General features: G+C 70.5%; 19 protein-coding genes and 1 pseudogene. 12 read left to right on the top strand and 8 right to left on the bottom strand.

From position 1 onward, the window contains the following. Positions 1 to 227 (bottom strand): annotated as a pseudogene (locus E1267_RS45930) (transcriptional regulator); the annotation flags it as partial. Positions 228 to 594: 367 nt separating this feature from the next. Here E1267_RS45930 and E1267_RS34170 point away from each other — a divergent pair. The 5 genes from E1267_RS34170 to E1267_RS34150 all read left to right on the top strand — a co-directional run bounded on the left by E1267_RS34170 (position 595) and on the right by E1267_RS34150 (position 4,491). After that, positions 595 to 945 (top strand): YbaB/EbfC family nucleoid-associated protein, encoded by a 351-nt coding sequence (locus tag E1267_RS34170; protein WP_171055572.1) that lies wholly within the window; start codon positions 595 to 597, stop codon positions 943 to 945. A gap of 2 nt (positions 946 to 947) precedes the next feature. Beyond that, a complete protein-coding gene (gene recR / locus E1267_RS34165; RefSeq protein ID WP_132338813.1) occupies positions 948 to 1,547 on the top strand; it encodes a recombination mediator RecR in 600 nt (199 codons plus the stop codon). Beyond that, entirely contained in the window at positions 1,540 to 2,070 is a 531-nt protein-coding gene (locus E1267_RS34160) for a DUF5063 domain-containing protein (protein WP_132338811.1), read from the top strand. The genes recR and E1267_RS34160 overlap by 8 nt, the downstream gene beginning before the upstream one ends. An 88-nt stretch (positions 2,071 to 2,158) precedes the next feature. Continuing rightward, positions 2,159 to 3,433: an aspartate kinase gene (locus E1267_RS34155; protein WP_132338809.1), complete on the top strand. Its 1,275-nt coding sequence runs from the start codon at positions 2,159 to 2,161 to the stop codon at positions 3,431 to 3,433. Beyond that, a complete protein-coding gene (locus E1267_RS34150; RefSeq protein WP_132338807.1) occupies positions 3,430 to 4,491 on the top strand; it encodes an aspartate-semialdehyde dehydrogenase in 1,062 nt (353 codons plus the stop codon). The genes E1267_RS34155 and E1267_RS34150 overlap by 4 nt, the downstream gene beginning before the upstream one ends. A 55-nt stretch (positions 4,492 to 4,546) precedes the next feature. On the opposite strand, the gene E1267_RS34145 is transcribed toward E1267_RS34150, so the two are convergent. Continuing rightward, positions 4,547 to 5,446 carry a hypothetical protein gene (locus tag E1267_RS34145; RefSeq protein ID WP_132338805.1) on the bottom strand — a complete coding sequence of 300 codons (900 nt, stop codon included), beginning with the start codon at positions 5,444 to 5,446 and terminating at the stop codon, positions 4,547 to 4,549. Between the two features lie 174 nt (positions 5,447 to 5,620). On the opposite strand from E1267_RS34145, the gene E1267_RS34140 reads away from it, so the two are divergent. The 4 genes from E1267_RS34140 (at position 5,621) to E1267_RS34125 (ending at position 9,173) form a co-directional block, all read left to right on the top strand. Next, complete coding sequence (locus E1267_RS34140) at positions 5,621 to 6,289, top strand: TetR/AcrR family transcriptional regulator (RefSeq protein ID WP_132338803.1); 669 nt, start codon at positions 5,621 to 5,623, stop codon at positions 6,287 to 6,289. A 74-nt stretch (positions 6,290 to 6,363) separates the two neighbouring features. Beyond that, entirely contained in the window at positions 6,364 to 7,323 is a 960-nt protein-coding gene (locus E1267_RS34135; RefSeq protein WP_132338801.1) for an LLM class F420-dependent oxidoreductase, read from the top strand. Between the two features lie 9 nt (positions 7,324 to 7,332). Next, positions 7,333 to 8,751 (top strand): amidase, encoded by a 1,419-nt coding sequence (locus E1267_RS34130; RefSeq protein WP_220449812.1) that lies wholly within the window; start codon positions 7,333 to 7,335, stop codon positions 8,749 to 8,751. A gap of 65 nt (positions 8,752 to 8,816) precedes the next feature. Next, a complete protein-coding gene (locus tag E1267_RS34125; RefSeq protein WP_246064432.1) occupies positions 8,817 to 9,173 on the top strand; it encodes a YkvA family protein in 357 nt (118 codons plus the stop codon). On the opposite strand, the gene E1267_RS34120 is transcribed toward E1267_RS34125, so the two are convergent. The 4 genes from E1267_RS34120 to E1267_RS34105 form a co-directional block, all read right to left on the bottom strand. After that, positions 9,170 to 10,366, bottom strand: a complete 1,197-nt coding sequence (locus E1267_RS34120; RefSeq protein WP_132338799.1) for an amidohydrolase family protein — start codon at positions 10,364 to 10,366, stop codon at positions 9,170 to 9,172. The two genes, E1267_RS34125 and E1267_RS34120, sit on opposite strands and share 4 nt — an antisense overlap. A gap of 91 nt (positions 10,367 to 10,457) precedes the next feature. Next, on the bottom strand, positions 10,458 to 11,192 hold the full coding sequence (locus tag E1267_RS34115; RefSeq protein WP_246064431.1) for a tyrosine-protein phosphatase: 735 nt from the start codon (positions 11,190 to 11,192) through the stop codon (positions 10,458 to 10,460). 10 nt (positions 11,193 to 11,202) lie between these two features. Then, complete coding sequence (locus tag E1267_RS34110) at positions 11,203 to 12,021, bottom strand: SURF1 family cytochrome oxidase biogenesis protein (RefSeq protein ID WP_132338795.1); 819 nt, start codon at positions 12,019 to 12,021, stop codon at positions 11,203 to 11,205. Positions 12,022 to 12,068: 47 nt separating this feature from the next. After that, positions 12,069 to 12,548 carry a winged helix-turn-helix transcriptional regulator gene (locus E1267_RS34105; RefSeq protein WP_132338793.1) on the bottom strand — a complete coding sequence of 160 codons (480 nt, stop codon included), beginning with the start codon at positions 12,546 to 12,548 and terminating at the stop codon, positions 12,069 to 12,071. 59 nt (positions 12,549 to 12,607) lie between these two features. On the opposite strand from E1267_RS34105, the gene E1267_RS34100 reads away from it, so the two are divergent. After that, positions 12,608 to 13,093 carry a GNAT family N-acetyltransferase gene (locus E1267_RS34100; RefSeq protein WP_132338791.1) on the top strand — a complete coding sequence of 162 codons (486 nt, stop codon included), beginning with the start codon at positions 12,608 to 12,610 and terminating at the stop codon, positions 13,091 to 13,093. A gap of 26 nt (positions 13,094 to 13,119) precedes the next feature. Further along, the gene (locus E1267_RS34095; RefSeq protein ID WP_132338789.1) at positions 13,120 to 13,716 is read left to right on the top strand and encodes a TetR/AcrR family transcriptional regulator; all 597 of its coding nucleotides are present in this window, start codon (positions 13,120 to 13,122) and stop codon (positions 13,714 to 13,716) included. 98 nt (positions 13,717 to 13,814) lie between these two features. Here E1267_RS34095 and E1267_RS34090 read toward each other — a convergent pair whose 3' ends face one another. Beyond that, positions 13,815 to 14,009 (bottom strand): hypothetical protein, encoded by a 195-nt coding sequence (locus E1267_RS34090; protein ID WP_132338787.1) that lies wholly within the window; start codon positions 14,007 to 14,009, stop codon positions 13,815 to 13,817. A 31-nt stretch (positions 14,010 to 14,040) separates the two neighbouring features. On the opposite strand from E1267_RS34090, the gene E1267_RS34085 reads away from it, so the two are divergent. Beyond that, entirely contained in the window at positions 14,041 to 15,438 is a 1,398-nt protein-coding gene (locus E1267_RS34085) for a DUF7059 domain-containing protein (protein ID WP_132338785.1), read from the top strand. 272 nt (positions 15,439 to 15,710) lie between these two features. Here the strand turns inward: E1267_RS34085 and E1267_RS34080 are convergent. Further along, positions 15,711 to 18,488, bottom strand: a 2,778-nt coding sequence (locus tag E1267_RS34080) for an AfsR/SARP family transcriptional regulator (protein WP_132338783.1), incomplete at its 5' end; no start/stop codon positions are given.

Raw genomic sequence — 18,488 nt, 5'->3', positions numbered from 1 at the left:
GGGAGGAGAGGGCGCAGGGGGTGGGCCTGGCGGACTTCCTCGATGCGCGAGGCGTCTAAGACTGAGGGCGCGCTCGTCTTCTCCGGGTTGATGTCGGCTTCGAGGGAGCGACGCCACGACGCCATGATCAGACGGCGTGGGGAGTGCGGCCAGTCCTGGCCGGCCGCCACCGCTTCGTGTGCTCCGCGAAGCGAGCGGGAGTATTCGTCGAGATGGGCGTAACTCATCAGTCACTCCAAGTAGTCAGCTCGACTATCCGTCCTGAAAGCCTTTCACGCAAGCCATTCGTGATGATTGCGTACTGTGATCGAACGGACGCAACGTGTGCGCAACGTTCGGTCTCCTAGCGTTCCTGCCCGACGCGCTGGTTCATCGGCGTGAGGCCGGGTCTCGGCGCTGGAGGGGGGCCTGAGACCCGGCCGGACACCTCCGAAACGCCCCCGAACGCCCGGTGGGGAACACGCCGGGCGAGGAGCGGATCATCCGGGCAGAGGCCCTGGGACGAAACATGGGGACGCCACCAGTACATGACGCCGCCCAAACACCGTAGGCTCGTGGCAGTCAAGAACGCGGAGCCACGAGGAGCGCACGACGGTGAACCCAGGGGATGTCAACCTGCAGCAGCTGCTGGAGCAGGCACAGCTCATGCAGCAGCAGCTTGTGAGCGCCCAGCAGGAGCTCAACGATGCGCAGATCGAGGGCTCAGCAGGCGGCGGCATGGTCACCGCCGTCGTCAACGGCTCGGGCGAGCTGCTCGAGCTCAAGATCGACCCGAGCGTGATCGACGCCGGCGACGCGCAGGACACCGCTGACACGATCGCCGACCTGGTGATCGCGGCCGTCCGCGACGCCGTGCGCGCGGCCGCCGACCTGCAGCAGGAGAAGCTCGGCCCGCTCGCCCAGGGGCTGGGTGGCGGCGGCCTCGGACAGTTGCCAGGATTCTAGGCATGTACGAAGGGGTCGTCCAGAATCTGATCGACGAGCTGGGGCTGCTGCCCGGCGTCGGTCCCAAGAGCGCGCAACGGATCGCGTTCCACCTGCTGGCGGCCGATCCAGCCGATGTCAAACGGCTGGCGCACGCGTTGCTGGAGGTCAAGGAGAAGGTGCGGTTCTGCCGCACGTGCGGCAACGTGGCCTCCGAGGAGGAGTGCCGCATCTGCCGTGACGCGCGCCGCGACACCCATGTGATCTGCGTGGTCGAGGAGTCGAAGGACGTCGTGGCGATCGAGAAGACGCGCGAGTTCCGCGGCACCTACCACGTGCTCGGCGGCGCGATCAGTCCGATCGACGGTGTCGGCCCCGACGACCTGCGCATTCGTGAGCTCATGACGCGGCTGGCCGACGGCCGCGTCACCGAGCTCATCCTCGCCACCGACCCCAATCTCGAGGGGGAGGCGACGGCGACCTACCTCGCCCGTCTGGTCAAGCCGATGGGTGTGAAAGTGACACGACTGGCCAGCGGTCTGCCTGTGGGCGGTGACCTCGAATATGCCGACGAGGTCACCTTGGGCCGCGCGTTCGAGGGACGGAGGCTGCTGGATGTCTGACGAGTGGAGCGCGCTGGCGGAAGAGATCTCCGGGCACGCACAGGACTACGTCGACGGGTTGACGAGGGTCGCGGGCGGCGAGGGCGGCGACGCCATATGGTCGCTGCTGCTGGTGGAGGTCGCCCAGGTGAGCCTGGCGGGCGCCAAACTCGGCGCCAACCGCGACGTGATCCTGGCCGGCAACTACGAGCCGCCGATGAGCGAGGACCCCGACATCGACGGCGTGCGCACGGCGCTGGCGGAGCGGCTGGAGGCGGTCGACGACTACGCCGAGGTGTTCGACCCGTACAAGGACACGGGGGTCACCCCCTACCGGCTGTCCGACGACCTGACGGCGGTCGCCGCCGACCTCATTCACGGGCTGCGCCACTATCACGCGGGCCGGCCGCACGAGGCACTTTGGTGGTGGCAATACTCTTATTTCAACACCTGGGGCAACCACGCGGGTGCCGCCATGCGGGCGCTGCAGGCGCTGGCCGCGCATTCGCGGCTTGACGTGGCCGAGGAGACCACGACGGTTTGAAGATCGTCCACATGGCGGCAGGGTCCCTCGGGCTCATGAGACGGCCCCAGTAGACTGGCAGCTCACAGTCCAGACCGGGAGACTTCTTGTGGCCCTCGTTGTGCAAAAGTACGGTGGTTCGTCCGTCGCCGACGCGTCCTGCATCAAGCGGGTCGCGCAACGGATCGTCGCGACGAAAAAAGCCGGCAACGACGTGGCCGTGATCGTCTCCGCGATGGGCGACACGACCGACGAGCTGCTCGATCTGGCCGAGCAGGTGTCGCCGCTGCCTCCGGGCCGCGAGCTCGACATGCTGCTGACCTCGGGCGAGCGGATCTCGATGGCCCTGCTGGCGATGGCGATCGCCAACCTCGGCCACGAGGCCCGCTCGTTCACCGGCTCGCAGGCGGGTCTGATCACCAATTCGGTGCACGGCAAGGCGCGCATCATCGACGTGACGCCGAGCCGCATCAGCGAGGCGATCGACCAGGGCCACATCGCGATCGTGGCCGGCTTCCAGGGTGTCTCGCAGGACACGAAGGACATAACGACGCTGGGTCGTGGCGGCTCCGACACCACGGCGGTCGCGCTGGCGGCGGCGCTCGAGGCCGACGTGTGCGAGATCTACACCGACGTCGACGGCGTCTACACCGCCGATCCGCGCATCGTGCCCACGGCGCGGCAGATCCCCAGAATCTCCTACGACGAGATGATGGAGATGGCCGCCTGCGGGACGAAGATTCTGCACCTGCGCTGCGTCGAGTATGCTCGCCGCTTCAGCCTGCCGATCCACGTACGCAGCTCGTTCAGCACCAAGGAGGGCACGTGGGTCGTGTCCGACCCTTACACCGAAGGAACCGAGATGGAGCAGCCGATCATCTCCGGCGTCGCGCACGACCGGAGCGAGGCCAAGATCACTGTTGTCGGGGTGCCCGACAAGGTCGGCGAGGCTGCCTCGATCTTCAAAACACTGGCCGACGCCGAGATCAACATCGACATGATCGTGCAGAACGTCTCGGCCGCGGCCACCGGCCGCACCGACATCTCCTTCACGCTGCCCACGGCTGACAGCCAGGCCGCGCTGACGGCGCTGAAGAAGGTCCAGGAGCGGATCGGTTACGAGTCGCTGCTCTTCGACGACCAGATCGGAAAGGTGTCGCTGATCGGAGCGGGCATGCGTTCGCACCCCGGCGTCACGGCGACGTTCTTCGCGGCCCTCGCCGACGCGGGGGTCAACATCGAGATGATCTCCACGTCGGAGATCCGCATCTCTGTCGTGGTCGGAGAGGACGGTGTCGACGCGGCCGTGGGGGCCGCCCACCGTGCCTTCGATCTCGACGCCGACCAGGTCGAAGCCGTGGTGTATGGAGGAACCGGACGATGAGCAGCAGGCCCAATCTGGCCCTGATCGGCGCGACCGGCGCCGTGGGCACCGTGATGCGCGACATCGTGTCGACGCGTGAGGACATCTGGGGCGAGATCCGTCTCGTCGCCTCGGCCCGTTCGGCGGGCAAGGTCCTGCGCGTGCGCGGCGAGGACGTCGTGGTCCAGGCGCTCGCGCCCGAGGTCTTCGACGGCATCGACGTGGCCATCTTCGACGTGCCCGACGAGGTGTCGGCCGAGTGGGTGCCGATCGCGGCCGCCCGCGGTCCCGTCGTGATCGACAAGTCGGGCACGTTCCGCATGGAGCCCGACGTGCCGCTGGTGGTGCCCGAGGTCAACCCGCTCGACGCGCGCAACCGGCCGCGCAACATCATCTCCACGCCCAACTGCACGACGTTGTCGATGATGGCGGCCATGGGCGCGCTGCACGCCGGGTTCACGCTCTCCGAGCTGGTCGTCGCCTCCTACCAGGCGGTGTCGGGCGCCGGCGTGGCCGGTTCCGCGCGGCTCTACGACGAGGTCGAGGCCCTGGCGGGCGACCGCAGCCTCGGTCAGGTGGCCGGTGACGTACGCGGGGTGCTGGCCGACAAGCTGCCCGGCGAGTCGCCGTTCCCGGCGCCGATCGCGTTCAACGTGGTTCCGTGGGCCGGCTCCTACAAGGAGGGCGGCTGGGCCTCCGAGGAGCTCAAGCTCCGCAACGAGTCCCGCAAGATCCTCGGCATCCCGGAGCTCAAGGTCTCCGCGACCTGCGTGCGCGTACCAGTGATCACGACTCACTCGCTGGCGGTGCACGCGCGGTTCGAGCGCGAGATCACGGTCGCCGACGCGCATCGGGTCCTGGAGGCGGCGCCGTCGGTGGTCCTCATGGACGACCCGGCCGGAGGGGTGTTCCCGACGCCGCTCGAGGTGGTGGGCAACGACCCGACCTACGTCGGCCGTGTCCGCCAGGCGGTCGACTTCCCCAACACGCTCGACCTGTTCGTGTGCGGTGACAACCTGCGCAAGGGGGCGGCGCTGAACGCGGCGGAGATCGCCGAGCTGGTCGCGTCCGAGAAGTGACCGGATGATGTGGTGTGACGCCGTGGGTGCCGCACGGCGTCCGCCGCAGGTCCTCTCACCGGAAGAGGATGTCCCAGTGGTCGCCTTCGTCGGCGTAGACGGTGCCTGATCCGTCTCGGTAGAGCCGGGCGCCGTCGCTGCGGACTCCGGCACGATCGGACGTTGTATGGATGTGCCGGTCGATACAGGAATTGTGTGAGATATCCAGCTTGTAGCCGTTGCCGTGGCTGTACTGTCCGGGCGCGTGGCCGGTCTCCGTACCGCCCGTCACCATGATCGGGCAGCCGCTCGCGCGCTTGAGCTTGATGATGCCGGCGATGGTCCCCGCCCGTACGGAGTCGAACGAGGTGCAGTGGCGCAGGTGCTTGCTCGCGCAGTTGCCCGTCGACTTCGTACGCAGGCCCGAAATCTTCAGCCAGCCGGCGGCGGTGGCGTGGGTCAACTGCGCGGCCGCCCGCCGGGGCATCGCGCGTGCCAGGTTCACGCCGCCGCGCATGTGAGCCTTGTGCCGCCGCATGTGGCGCTTCTTGGCCTTGGCGCGTTGTCGCGCTTTGGAGGCCTGTGGGCGGCGTTCCGCGGGCGACAGGTTCGCCCGCGGCTGGGCCGTCCACGACTCAACCCGCGTCGTGTCCGGCAGTTGCCTGCCTTCCATGAGCCACCGCAGGTCTTCCAGCGGCCAGTTCCGCAGGGCCGCCAAATCGTCACGGTCCATCATGAGGTTTTCGTGCGCCGAGGGTCCGGCGGGCAGCGGCCTGGTCTCGGAGGCGCCGGACTGCGTCTCCGCCATGGCCGCCCGCAGCGGTTGCGGGAGGGGATCCTCCCACCCGTCGGGCCCGGCCTCGTTGGGACCGCTTCCTGCCCGCTGCCCATCGGGGTGGGTGGCGGCGGAGGCGGTCGAGGCCAGCGCGATGATGGTGATCTCTATGCCGATGAGCGCGACTACGATGAGGCGCACTGTTCCACGTATCCACATGTCGATGCCTTTTCGCGGAAATAGCCCTTCCGCCTGAAACGACAATCCCACCATTCACTGGAGATAACTCATGCCGCGGATGCAACTTTGCCGTGGATCGGCGATCACCGTGCGGCTCCATGACCTAACCAGGTCTCCCGACGTACAGTGACGAACGTGTCCGAAGCCCGAAACCGTGGATCGGAGAGCACCCGGGAGCTCATCGTCGAGACGGCGTTGCGGCTGTTCAGGGAGCGCGGCTTCGACGCGACCACCATGCGCGCCATCGCCGCGGAGGCCGGGGTGTCCGTGGGGAACGCCTACTACTACTTCGAGAGCAAGGAGGCGTTGATCCAGGCGTACTACGATCGCGCCCAGGCCGAGCACGAGGAGGCATGCAGGGATTTCCTGGAGACCGAGGACACGTTCGCGGCCCGGCTGAGCGGGGTGCTGCGCGAGTGGGTACGCGTCTCCGAGCCCTACCACGAGTTCGCCGTGAAGTTCTTCAAGCACGCGGCCGAGCCGACCAACCCGCTGAGCCCGTTCAGCGAGCAGTCGTCGCCGGCGCGGGAGGCGTCCATCGCGATCTACCGCCAGGTCGTCGAGGGCTCGCGCGACCGCATGAACGCCGAGTTGCGGGAGGAACTGCCCGAGCTGCTGTGGTTGTTGTCCATGGGGATGGTGCTGTTCTGGGTGCACGACACCTCGCCGGGGTGCGCCCGTACGTACCGGCTGATCGAGGTCACGGTGCCGCTGGTGGACCGGCTGGTAGGCCTGTCGCACCTGCCGGGGCTCCGGGGCATCACGAAGGACTTCATCGCGGCGGTGCACGAACTCCGCGCCTAGTCCCCATACCGAGCGGTTGGTAGGGTTGGACGCGTCCAGCGTCCGACCGGACGCGGCAGTGCTGGAGGACGTGCATGACGCAGCAGTGGGGCATGACCATTCCCTTCTACGACCGTTCGCTCGCGAGGTCGCAGAAGCTGATCGCGGAGTTGCCCGAGCTCGGCTACACCGACGCGTGGTCGGCCGAGGTGAACGGCGTCGACGGGTTCACGCCGCTGGCCCTGGCCGCGCAGTGGGCGCCCGGCATCCGGCTGGGCAGCGCCATCGTGCCCGTATCGACGCGCGGCCCCGGGCTGCTGGCCATGTCCGCGGCCACGCTGGCCGATCTGGCCCCCGAGCGGTTCGTGCTGGGCATCGGGGCGTCCTCGCCGGCCATCGTCGAGCGGTGGAACGCGGGCACCTTCGACAAGCCGTACGCGCGTACCCGGGACACGCTGCGTTTTCTCAAGAAGGCGCTGGCCGGTGAGAAGGTGTCGGAGGCGTACGAGACGTTCGAGATCAAGGGCTTCAGGCTCGAACGCGCTCCCAAGGCGCCGCCGAAGATCGTGCTGGCCGCGCTGCGGCCGGGCATGTTGCGGCTGGCCGCCGCCGAGGCCGACGGCGCCATCACCAACTGGCTCTCCCCGGAGGACGTACGCCGCGTACGCGCCGAGATCGGCCCCGGCACCGAGCTGATCGCCCGCCTGTTCGTCTGCGTCAGCGAGGACACCGCCCAGGTGCGCGAGATGGCCAGACGCATGCTGGCCGGCTACCTCACCGTCCCGGTGTACGCCGCCTTCCACGACTGGCTGGGCCGCGGCGAGACGTTGCGGCCGATGCACGAGGCCTGGGCGGCGGGCGACCGGCAGGCCGCGCTGAAGGCCATCCCCGACGAGGTGGTCGACGACCTCATCGTGCACGGCGACGCGGCCACGTGCCGCGCCAGGATCCAGCAGTACGTCGACAACGGGCTCGACACCCCCGTCCTCGCCCCCATCCCCGGCGGCGAGGTCTCCATCGACCAGGCGGTGCGCGACCTGGCTCCCCGGGCCTGAGGAGGCGACGTGGACGACGTACTGAGGCTGGACGCGCTCGGTCAGGCGCGGGCGGTCAGGAACGGGCAGGTCTCGGCGCGTGAGCTGGCCGAGGCCGCGATCGCCCGCATCGAGGCCCGCGACGGCGAGCTGAACGCGGTCGTCCACCGCCGCTTCGAACGCGCGCTGGCCGAGATCGACGCCATTCCGGCGGACGCGCCCTTCCGAGGGGTGCCGATCCTGCTCAAGGACCTGGGCTGGCGGCAGGCGGGGGAGCCGTACAGCGCGGGCTCGTCGGTGCGCGACGGCGTGGTGGACGCCCCGGACGGGTACGGCGTCGTCAGGCTGCGCGAGGCCGGGTTCGTCATGCTGGGGCGGACCAACACCCCGGAGTTCGGCTCCACGATCACCACGGAGCCGCTGGCGTTCGGGCCGACGCGCAACCCGTACGATCCGGCGTACTCCGCGGGCGGGTCGAGCGGCGGTTCGGCGGCGGCGGTGGCAGCCGGCATGGTGGCGCTGGCCACCGCCAGCGACGGGGGCGGCTCGATCCGCATCCCCGCGTCCGTGTGCGGCCTGGTGGGGCTCAAGCCGAGCCGCGGCCGGGTCAGCCTGGGCCCGGCGCTGGGCGAGGGGTGGAGCGGGTTCTCGTGCCCCGGGTTCGTCAGCAGGAGCGTACGCGACACGGCGGCGGCGCTCGACGTCGTCTCCGGCATGCGGCCCGGCGATCCGTACGACGCCCCGCCGCTGCCCGGCCCGCTGGCCGCGGAGGTGGGGGCGGATCCCGGGCGGCTGCGGATCGGGTTCCTCACCACGCATCCCAGGGGTGACGTACCGGAGGCGCCCGAGGTCGCCGAGGCCGTCACCAGGGCCGCGGCGCTGCTGGACTCGCTGGGCCACGAGGTCTCCCCAGGAGGCCCCGAGGCGCTCGCCGACCCTGACTTCCCGCACCACTTCGGCGACATCGTGGCCAACAACCTGGCGGCGCAGGTCGCGAGCCTGGGCGCGGCCCGCGGCAAGCCCGTGGACGTGGAGGAGCTGGAGCCGCGCAACGCCGTCATGGTGGGCACGGCCCGGAACCACAGCGCGGCCGACCACATCCTGGCCACGCAGTGGATCGACGGCTTCCGCCGGCGCATGGCCGCCTGGTGGAGCGCCGGCCACGACCTGCTGCTGATGCCGTCGCTGGGGGTCGCGCCGTTCCCGCTGGGCTGGATCCCGGCCGACGACCTCAGCCTGAGCTTCGGCAGGACCGCGCACGCCGTGGCCTACACCTCGCCGGTCAACGCGACCGGGCAGCCCGCCGTCTCGCTGCCCCTGCACAGGACCGCGGCGGGGCTGCCTGTGGGCGTACAGCTGGTGGCGGCGGCCGGCCGGGAGGATCTGCTGGTCAGGGTGGCCTCGCAGGTCGAGCGGGTCTGCCCGTTCGAGCATGCGGCGCTGGCCTGATCGTCAGGAACTCGTGGCCCCGGCGACGCGTTATGTCGTGAAGAGCCGGGGGTAGGGGGATTCTCATGATGGCAAAGGCAGCACGCGCGGCGGCGGCGTGGCGGACCTACCGCGAGGTGACCAAACCAGGGTCGCCCGCGTTGATGACCAGGGTCCGGGCGATCCCGCGGATGATCGGCGCGGTCATGCGCGGCCAGTACGACGGCATGGGCAAGGGCAAGCTGGGTCTGCTCGCGCTTGGCGTGGTCTACATCGTGTCGCCGGTCGACGTGCTTCCCGACTTTCTCATGCTGATCGGCGTCGCCGACGACTTCGGCGTGTTCCTGTGGCTGGCCGCCTCGCTGCTCGGCGAGAGCGGGCGTTACGTCCAGCACGAGCGCAGCGTCATACAGGCCCGCGTCGAGGGCCTCGAACAGGCCTAGATCTCCTCCATGCGCAGCCAGGCGCGCGACGGCAGCGGGTGACCGAAGAGGCGGGCCGCGTTGCCGTACGCGACCCGTGCGATGTCGGCGGGCGGCAGCGCGCCCAGGTTGTGCGCCACCGACGTCTGGGTGTCGGGCCAGGTCGAGTCGGAGTGGGGATAGCCGCTCTCCTGCAGCACGTGGTCGAGGCCCACGGCGAGCCGCACCCCCGACAGCGCGTGGTCGTCGCGCGTGCCGAAGAAGAAGTTGCGGCGCAGCACCTCACTCGGCTTGAGCCCGCCCTCCCATGACGCCTCGCCGGCGACCGGATGGTCGAGGGCGTAGTCGGCGCGCTCGGCCAGCATCGGCAGCCAGCCGACGCCACCCTCCACGATGAGGATGCGCAGCGCGGGGAACCGCAGCGGCAGCCCCGACCAGAGCCAGTCGGCGCAGGCGAACATGGCGCTCGTCGGCATCAGCGTGGTGATCGCTTCGAGTGGCGTGTCGGGGGAGGGCACCGGCGACCAGGACGCGTCGCCCGTGTGCAGGGCGACGACGGTGCCGGTTTCCTCGCAGGCGGCGAAGAACGGATCCCAGTGGCCGGAGTGGATCGACGGCAGCCGCAGCCTGGTCGGGAACTCGGGGAACACCACGGCCTTGAAGCCCTTGGCGGCGTTGGCGCGGATCTCCTTGGCGGCGACGTCGGGATCGGGCAGCCACGGGAGCTGCAGGCCGATGACCCGCTCCGGGTAGGTGCCGGCCCAGACGTCGATGTGCCACTCGTTCCACGCCTTGACCAGGGCCAGGCCGAGCTCCTGGTCACGGGTCCTGGCGAACGGCATGCCCGACTGGCCGGCCAGCATGCCGGGGAAACAGAGCGCGGCCCAGATGCCCGCGACGTCCATGTCGTTGATGCGGGACTCGATGTCGTGGCAACCCGGGCGCATGTTCTCGAACCGGACGGGGTCGAGGGTCCACTGTTCGCGTGGCAGCCCCGCGCCGACGTCGATGCCGGCGCACGGATAGGTGGCCCCGCCGTAGCGCCAGACCTGGTGACCCGCCTCCGTCTCCACGACCTTGGGCGCGACCTCGGCGTATTTCTCCGGCAACCGGCCATCGAACAAGTCGGGAGGCTCGATCAGGTGATCGTCGGCGGAGATGATCACGTAGTCGCGCCGCCTCGGGTCTGGGTCGGGGAGCAGCGGCGTAGTCACGCACGTAACCGTACGACGAGGGGATAACGTCGAACAAGCTGCGACGTATCCGTTGGGTCTCCGAGATCACCACATCGCGAGCCGACTGGAGTCAAGGCGCCTCGGTCAAGAAGTGATCGCGCAGCTCATCGACGGTGTCCTGGGCGATCCCGAGCACTTGGCCGGTGTACGCCTCGACCGAGCCGTGCCGGTGGGTGAGATCGGTCAGGAAGAGCCGCATGGCCTCCGCCGGGGCCATTCCGAACCCCGGCCACGTGGAGTCACCCGGATTTCTCCTGCTCCGGTCGGCGCGGAACCGGTCGGTCGCCAGCCCTGTGAGTGCGTAGTCGGCCACGATGTCGTCCTCGCTGACCCCCGCCAGCGACAGGACCAGCGCGGCGAGCACGCCGGTACGGTCCTTGCCGGCGGCGCAGTGGATGACGACCGGGGCGTTGTCGGCTCGCGCGATGGTCTCCAGCGCGATCCTGAGGTTCGCCACGCCGTCGTCGGTCACCTCCAGGTAGCGGTCGGCGAGGTAACGCTCGATGCCGATCTCCTCGTGGTAGGTGGTGGCGGTGTTCCAGCGGCGGCCCTCGATGGGCAGGTTCTGGTAGAGCAGGCCGTCGGTCTCGGGCACGCGGCCGTTCTTCTCGACCTCGAACGCGTGCCGCAGGTCGATGACGCTGCGTACGCCCAGGTCGCGGAAGGTCGTGAGGTCGTCACCGGCCAGCCAGCCGAGGGAGTCGGCTCGGTAGAGCCGCCGCCACCGGACGACGCGCCCATCTTTCGTGAAATATCCGCCTACGTCGCGGAAATTGCAGAGATTGGTGAATGTGATGTGGCGCACCCTCACCACCCTAGCGGGGAGAAGTCCGAGCCCCCTCAGCGTCGGCCCTCCCAGCCTCCGCCCCGTCAGAGCCTTCCGCTGCGGCCATGCGTTCGGCCACCTCGCGGCGGATCAGCAGGATCCAGCCGCCGAGGGCGATCCCGATGAACAGCCACCACTGGACCCCGTAGGCCAGGTTGAGACCGCCACCGGCGCCTACGTCGGGTTCCGGCACCGGCACGGGCGCCGCGGCCGGCCGCGGCTGCTGCTCGGTCAGCTCCACGTAGCCGCCCACCAGTGTGTACGGCAGCCCTTTCCCGATCGTGTCCGTGTTGATCAGCAGCACCTGACCGGGCGGCAGCCCTGAGCGCTCCCTGATGCCGCTGGACTCCTCGCTCTCGCTCGGGCGCAGCCGGCCGGTGACGGTGACCTGCCCCGTGGGAGGCGGCGGCACCTCGGGCGGGGTGTCGGCGGTGGCGCCCGCCCTGACCCAGCCCCTGTTGACGATCACCGCCGTGCCGCGGCCGGTGACGAGCGGGGTCAGGACGTAGTAGCCGGCCCTGCCCTCCTGCGGACGGCGGCGTACGACCAGGGCGTGGGACGGGTCGTACGTGCCCGCCACCGTCACCTTCCTGAACCGGTCGTCCTCACGGACCGGCCGCCCGGGGGTCGCCAGCCGTTCCAGCGGCACCGGCGGGGCCTCGATGTTGGCGGTGACCCGCTCGCTGTTGGCGGACCGTTCTTCGAACCGCCCGAACTGCCACCGCCCGAGGAACACGAAGGCGGGGATGACCAGCAGCACCACCACGTGGAGCGCGAGCCACCGAGGCGTCAGAAGGAACCGGTACACGCTCTCAAGACTAGGCGCAAAGAGGGCCGCCACCTGCGTCGGGCCGCTCACGCGCTCCTGAGCTCGGCTCCTTCGCCGGGGACGGGCGTGACCTCGCGCGGGCCGCTCACGTCGTGGCCGTCGGTGCAGCGGAAGTGCTGCGCGACGGGGGCGCCGCAGCCGCGGTGGGTGAGCCGGACGGGCGGCCCGTCGTCGTCGGACAGGTATTTGTCGCCCCAGTGCATGAGCGCGACCATCAGCGGATAGAGGTCACGGCCCTTGTCGGTGAGCCGGTATTCGTCGCGCTGACGCTGCCCCGGCTCGCGGTAGGGCTCCTTGCGCAGCAGGCCCTCGTCGACCAGCCGGGCCAGGCGGGCGCTGAGCACCTGGCGAGGGGCTCCGGTGGTCGCCTGCATGTCGGCGAAGCGCCGCACGCCGCTGAACGCCTCGCGCAGCACGAGGAAGGTCCACTTCTCCCCGACGATGTCGAGGGTGCGCTCGATCGAGCATTTGTCCGCTCGGAGATCCATGCGAGACGGCACGTTCATCTCGCCATTATATCTGAGTTCCATTGACAGACTCAGGCGTGACAGGGCAGGCTGAGTTCGTGAATGGAACTCAGATCCGTCCTGCCTGTCCTGACGACGAGGAGGGGATCAGACGTTTCCTGGCGCGTCTGTCGCTGCACACGCAGACGTTGCGCTTCTTCACCGGCGTCGCCAACCCCGCCGCCGGTCTTGTGCGCACGCTGCTGGCCGTGGACGAGCACCGCGACGCGCTCGTCGCCACCGCCGGGGGCGACGAGATCGTCGGGCACGCCATGAGCTATCGGGGCGGGTGCAGCGACGTGGAGATCGCCGTGGTGGTGGCCGACCAGTGGCAGGGGATCGGCCTCGGGCCGCGCCTGGTCGACACGCTGCTCATGCGGGCCGCCGTACGGGGGGCGAGGACCGTGGGGATGGACGTCCTCGGCGAGAACCGGCGGGTGCTGCGACTCATCCGCAGGTTCTGGCCGGACGCCGAGATGACGGTCGCCTCCGGTGCCGTGGCGGTGACCGCTATGATCGATAGGCACGGGCTATTTGCGGAATAACGTTCTGGTGGCACACCATTGACAGCGTGAAGAGTGTCAAGAACGGACGCGACGGCCGGACCCGCATCATCGAGGGTGCCCTCCGGCGGTTCAGCCAGGACGGCGTCTCCGCCACCACCCTGGCCAGCCTCCGCGAGGAAAGCGGCGTGAGCGTCGGCAGCTTCTACCACCACTTCGCCAGCAAGGAGCATGTCTTCGGCGTGCTGTACGCCGAGATCCTCACGGCCTACCAGAGCGCCTTCCTCGCCGAACTGGTCAGCCACGAGGAGGCCCGCGACGGCATCGAGGCCGTGGTGGCCTTCCACATGCGCTGGGCGGGCGAGCACCCCGAGCGGGCCAGGCTGCTGGTCAGTGAGCGCCCGCCGCGCAAGCACGAGCCGGGCGGTGCCGAGGTGGCCGAGGAACGCCGCGCGTTCTTCCGCAAGGTGTCCGACTGGTGGCGGCCGCACATGAAGAACGGCCTGCTCCAGCCCGTGCACCCGACCATGTGCTACGTGCTGTGGCTGGGGCCCGCACAGGAGATGTGCCGCCTGTGGTTCGCGGGCGCCCACACGCCTACCGACGAGGAGATCAGGGGCCTGGGCGAGGCGGCCTGGCAGAGCCTGCGCCAGCGACCCGACTGACGGCACGCGCAGCGACCACCCCGCCGGCGGACGGTGCCATCACGCCGGGTTCCGGATCCGCACGCTCGCGGGCGTTCGTGTGCTTGCGGGCGTCCGTGTCACACCGGTTGACGGGTCGGTGATGCCACCCGCCGGCTGTGCCCGTCGAGGGTGATGTCGAGCCGCGGGCCGCCGCGCTGCCTGCGCAGGTCGTCGCGGTGCCGCGGCGCGGGCAATCCACGAGACGTCCATGCACGGTGGTAGTCGGAGCAGGCCCTGAAGCACTCGTCGGGGACGAACCAGTATCGGATCATGCGTGGGATTCCGCGATGAAAGGATGGACTTGTGGAACGACTGCGCGATCATCTCCTGGAGACCGGTTACACGATCGACGGCGTACGCGAGCGCCTCGGCGCGACGGCCGCCTCCGCGCTGTCCAGGGAGGAACTGGTCCCGGCGCTGCGCGCCACCGCCGACGGCGACCCGCTGGCGGCGCTGATCAGGTTGTGGTGGCTGGGCGTTCCCGTGCCGGCGAAGGGGCTCGCGCCGGAGGTCATGCGCTCCGGGCTGGTCGAGGCGGACGGCGACCAGGTCCGCGCGACCGTGCACCTGCAACCGTGGGAGACCGGCGGCTACCTCGTCTCCGACCGCAAGGTCAGGCCGGGCGACCCCGCGCTGCGGCCCGACCATGTCGTGGGTGCCGGCGGCGCCTCGGCCAACCTGGCCCAGCTCGTCACCCGCCGCCCGGTCGGGCGCGCGCTCGACCTCGGCACGGGGTGCGGTGTGCAGGTGCTGCACCTGGACGGGCGGGCCGGGCACATCGTGGCGACCGATCTCAACCCCCGGGCGCTGGAGCTGGCCAGGCTGAGCTGGGAGCTGTCCGGGGTCTCCGGGGTGGACGCGCGCACCGGGTCGATGTTCGAGCCGGTCGGGGACGAGTTGTTCGACCTGGTCGTGAGCAACCCGCCGTTCGTGATCGCCCCGCGGGGGAGGCTGACCTACCGCGAGACGGGCGCCGGCGGCGACGACTTCTGCCGCGACCTCGTTCGCGAGACGCCCCGCCACCTCAGACCCGACGGCCAGGCCCACTTCCTGGCCAGCTGGATGCACGTCGAGGGCGAGGACTGGCACGACCGCGTCGGCGGCTGGCTGCGCGAGACCGGCTGCGACGCCTGGGTGGCGCAGCGCGACGTGCAGGACCCCGCCGAGTACGTCGAGCTCTGGCTCAGGGACGCCGCCGAGCAGGGCACCAGGAGCTACGCGGAGCACTACGACCGCTGGTTGTCCTGGTTCGAGGAGCACAAGGTCGAGGCCATCGGGTTCGGCTGGATCTCGATGCGCAACTCGGGCACGCTCGACCCGGTCGTACGCGTCGAGCACCTCACCCACCAGGTCAGCCTGCCGGTCGGCGACTACGTCGACTCGGTGCTCGACACCGTCGCGGCCGCCCACCGGGCCGGCGACCTCGACACCGCGCGGTTGCGTACCGTGGAGGGCCTGCTCGACGAGCGGATCGGCCTGCCCGGCGCGGAAGACCCGATCCGCATCGTGCTGCGGCAGACGCAGGGCCTGCGCCGCACCAGGGAGGTCGGCACGGTGGAGGCCGCGCTGGCCGGCGTGTGCGACGGCCAGCTGGCGCTGGGACCGCTGCTCAACGTGATCGCCGAGCTGGTCGGCGACGGCGAGATTCCCAACGCCGACGCGGTCAGGCCCCTCATCGCCGAGGGATACTTCCTTCTTTGATCCGGCATTGATCGGACGTTGACACCTCGGGTGGAGGCTCAAGGCCAGGCACGGCCCTGGGGGGTTCGAGGGCCGTGTCAGGTCCGGCCGGTCGTCTGTGTGAGGCGGCTGCCGCTCGCGGAGCATCCCGATGACCGGGCCCCCTGGCGACGCGTGGCGGCGAAGGATGACCGGCCGGGCCGAACCTCAGTCGATCACGGGCACCTCGTGACTCCCTAAGGACAGCCTTGATCAACCATGTGTGGATGACACGTCTGGACGACGAGCTGTACTCAGGACTCGACGACGGGCTCGCCGTCGGTCCCACTGACGGAACCGGTGACGGGCTCGCGGACGGCGTCGTCGGTGGGGACGCCGTCGAGCAGGGCCTTGAGATCGCCGGCCTCGGGAGCGCCGAGCCGGGAGAAGATCTCGAAAGCCTGCCGTAGGCAGTCGAGACTCCTCCTCGCGGCGCCCGGCTCGTGACCGAGGCCGCGCAGCGCCTTGCCGAGCACGGTGAGCGAGAGCGCCTCGCCGTAGGGGTGGCCGATGTCGCGGGAGACCATGAGGGCCTGCTCGGCGTGGCGTACGGCGTCGGGGTAGCGCTCGGCGGCGATGAAGGTCTCGGCCAGCCTGGAGCACACGCGCTGCTCCCAGACCCGTTGCCTGCTGGCCCGGAAGAAGGCCAGGCACTCGGCGTGGTGGTGCACGGCCTCGGTGAGCCGGCCGACCCGGGAAAGCACGATGCCGAGGTGGTAGCGGGCGCGCGCGGTGCCGGCGCCGCTGCCGATCTCGGTGAAGATGGCCAGGCCCTTCTCCGCGGCGGCGATCGCGTCGTCGGGGCGGCCGAGGCCCAGGTGGTCGCGGGCGGAGTAGCTGAGCACCAGGGCCTCGCCCGCGGGCACGCCGTTCTCGCGGTAGAAGCGCATCGCGGAGTCGAACAACGACAGCGCCTCGGTGTGGCGGCGCTGCCTGCCGACCACGACGGCCAGGGCGTTGAGCACCTCGCCGGTGACGACCTTCTCGCCGCGTTCGCGCGACAGCTCGTCCACGCGCCGGAAGTGCTCCTCGGCGTCCTTCAGCCGGTTGCCCGCGAACAACACCCGGCCGAGGACGTAACGGGCGCGCAGTTCGCCCGCGGTGTCGCCGATGGCCAGCGCGGCGGCCAGCACCGCCCGGGTGCTCTGGTCGAAGTCGCGCGTGTGCGTGCCGGACTCCAGCAGCGGCTCCATCGCCACCAGCAGGTCGGCCGCGGGCAGGAGGTGCTCGGCGGTGCGCGCGGACGTCGCCGCCTGGTTGATGGCGGCGAACAACGAGTCGCCTTCGCCGATCAGCCAGGCCACGGCCTCGTCCACGCTGGTGAACGTACGTCCGCTGCCCACCACGACCAGGTTGGCCGAGATCATGCTGCCTTCGTACGCCAGTTCGTGCGCCGACTGGGCGGAGGCCAGGTAGAAGCCGAGCAGCCGGCGCAGCGCCATCGTCCTGGCCTGGGGCCGCTCGCCCTTGTCCAGCTCCCGCCTGGCGAACAGCTTGAGCAGGTCGTGGAAGCGGTAGCGGCCCGGCGCCGGCGCCTCCAGCAGGCTGGCGTCCACGAGCGACTCCAGCACCTCCTCGGCCTCGAACGCGCGCATCGACAACACGGCCGCGGCGGCACCCGAGGAGATGTCGGGGCCGTTGGGCAGCGCGAGCAGCCGGAACGCGCGGGCCTGCGCGGTGTCGAGCTGTCCGTAGCCGAGCGCGAACGTGGCCTCGACAGCCAGGTTGCCCACCCGCAGCTCGTCGAGGCGGCGCTGCTCGTCGGCCAGCCTTGGCACCAGCGAGGCGACCGTCCACGACGGGCGCGCGGCGAGCCTGGCGGCCACGATCCGCACCGCCAGCGGCAGGAACCCGCAGGCGGCCACCACGTCCATGGCCGCGGCGTGCTCGGGTGACACGCGCTCGGCTCCGGCGACGGCGGCGAACAACGACAGGGCCTCGTCCGGCTCCATGACGTCGAGGTCGATCAGCCGCGCCGACGGCAGGTCGGCGAGCTTGCCGCGGCTGGTGACGATGGCCGCGCAGCCGGCGGAACCGGGCAGCAGCGGGCTGACCTGCTCGGCGTCGCGGGCGTTGTCGAGCAGGACGAGGATGCGGCGTTCCGCCAGGATCGACCGGTAGAGCGCGGAGCGTTCCGCGAGGCCCTCGGGGATGACGTCCGGCGGGATGCCGAGCGCGCGCAGGAACCCTCCGAGCGCCGACTCGGGCGCGGTGGCCTCGCCGGAGTAGCCGCGCAGGTCGGCGTAGAGCTGGCCGTCGGGGAAGACCTCGTCGACCTGGTGGGCGACGTGCACGGCCAGCGCGGTCTTGCCGACGCCGCCGATGCCGGAGATCGCGACCACCGGCACACCATCGGACGACGACTGCGCTGGCGAGCGGGCCGACACCATCGTGCGCAGGCGCAGCACGACCTCCTTGCGGCCGGTGAAGTCGCTGACGGCGGCGGGCAACTGCGCGGGGCGGGGCAGGTCGGGCGCCTGCGGCTCGTCTTCCTCGTGCGCCTCGGCGGCGGACGTCTCGTCGTCGTCGACGGGTGCGGCGGCCAGCGTGGGGTCGGCGGCCAGGATGCGCTGGTGCAGCGCGGTCAGCTCGGGGCCGGGCTCGATGCCCAGCTCGTCGACGAGCGCCTCGCGGGTCTCGGTGAACACGTTGAGCGCGTCGCCCTGCCGGCCGCAGCGGTAGTAGGCGAGCATGAGCTGGGCGCGCAGCCGCTCGCGCAGCGGGTGGTCGGCGGTCAGCGCGATCAGCTCGGAGACGACTTCCGCGTGGTTGCCCAGCTCCAGGTCGACGTCCATGAGCGTCTCGACCACGCTGATGCGGCGCTCGATCAGCCGGTCGCGCTGGTGCTCGGCGTACGGCCCGACGGCGCCGGCCAGCGGCTCGCCCTCGAACAACTCCAGCGCCGCCCGCAGCGCCCTCGCGGTCCCGGACAGCCGGCCGGCCCTGCGCGCGGACTCGGCCTCGCGGATGCCGCGTTCGAAGCGGGTCAGGTCGAGCGCGTCGCCGGGCAGGCGCAGCGCGTAGCCCCTGCC

It is taken from the genome of Nonomuraea longispora (assembly GCF_004348345.1).
Taxonomy (GTDB): Bacteria; Actinomycetota; Actinomycetes; order Streptosporangiales; family Streptosporangiaceae; genus Nonomuraea; species Nonomuraea longispora.
This window is presented reverse-complemented; position numbering and strand designations above follow the sequence as displayed.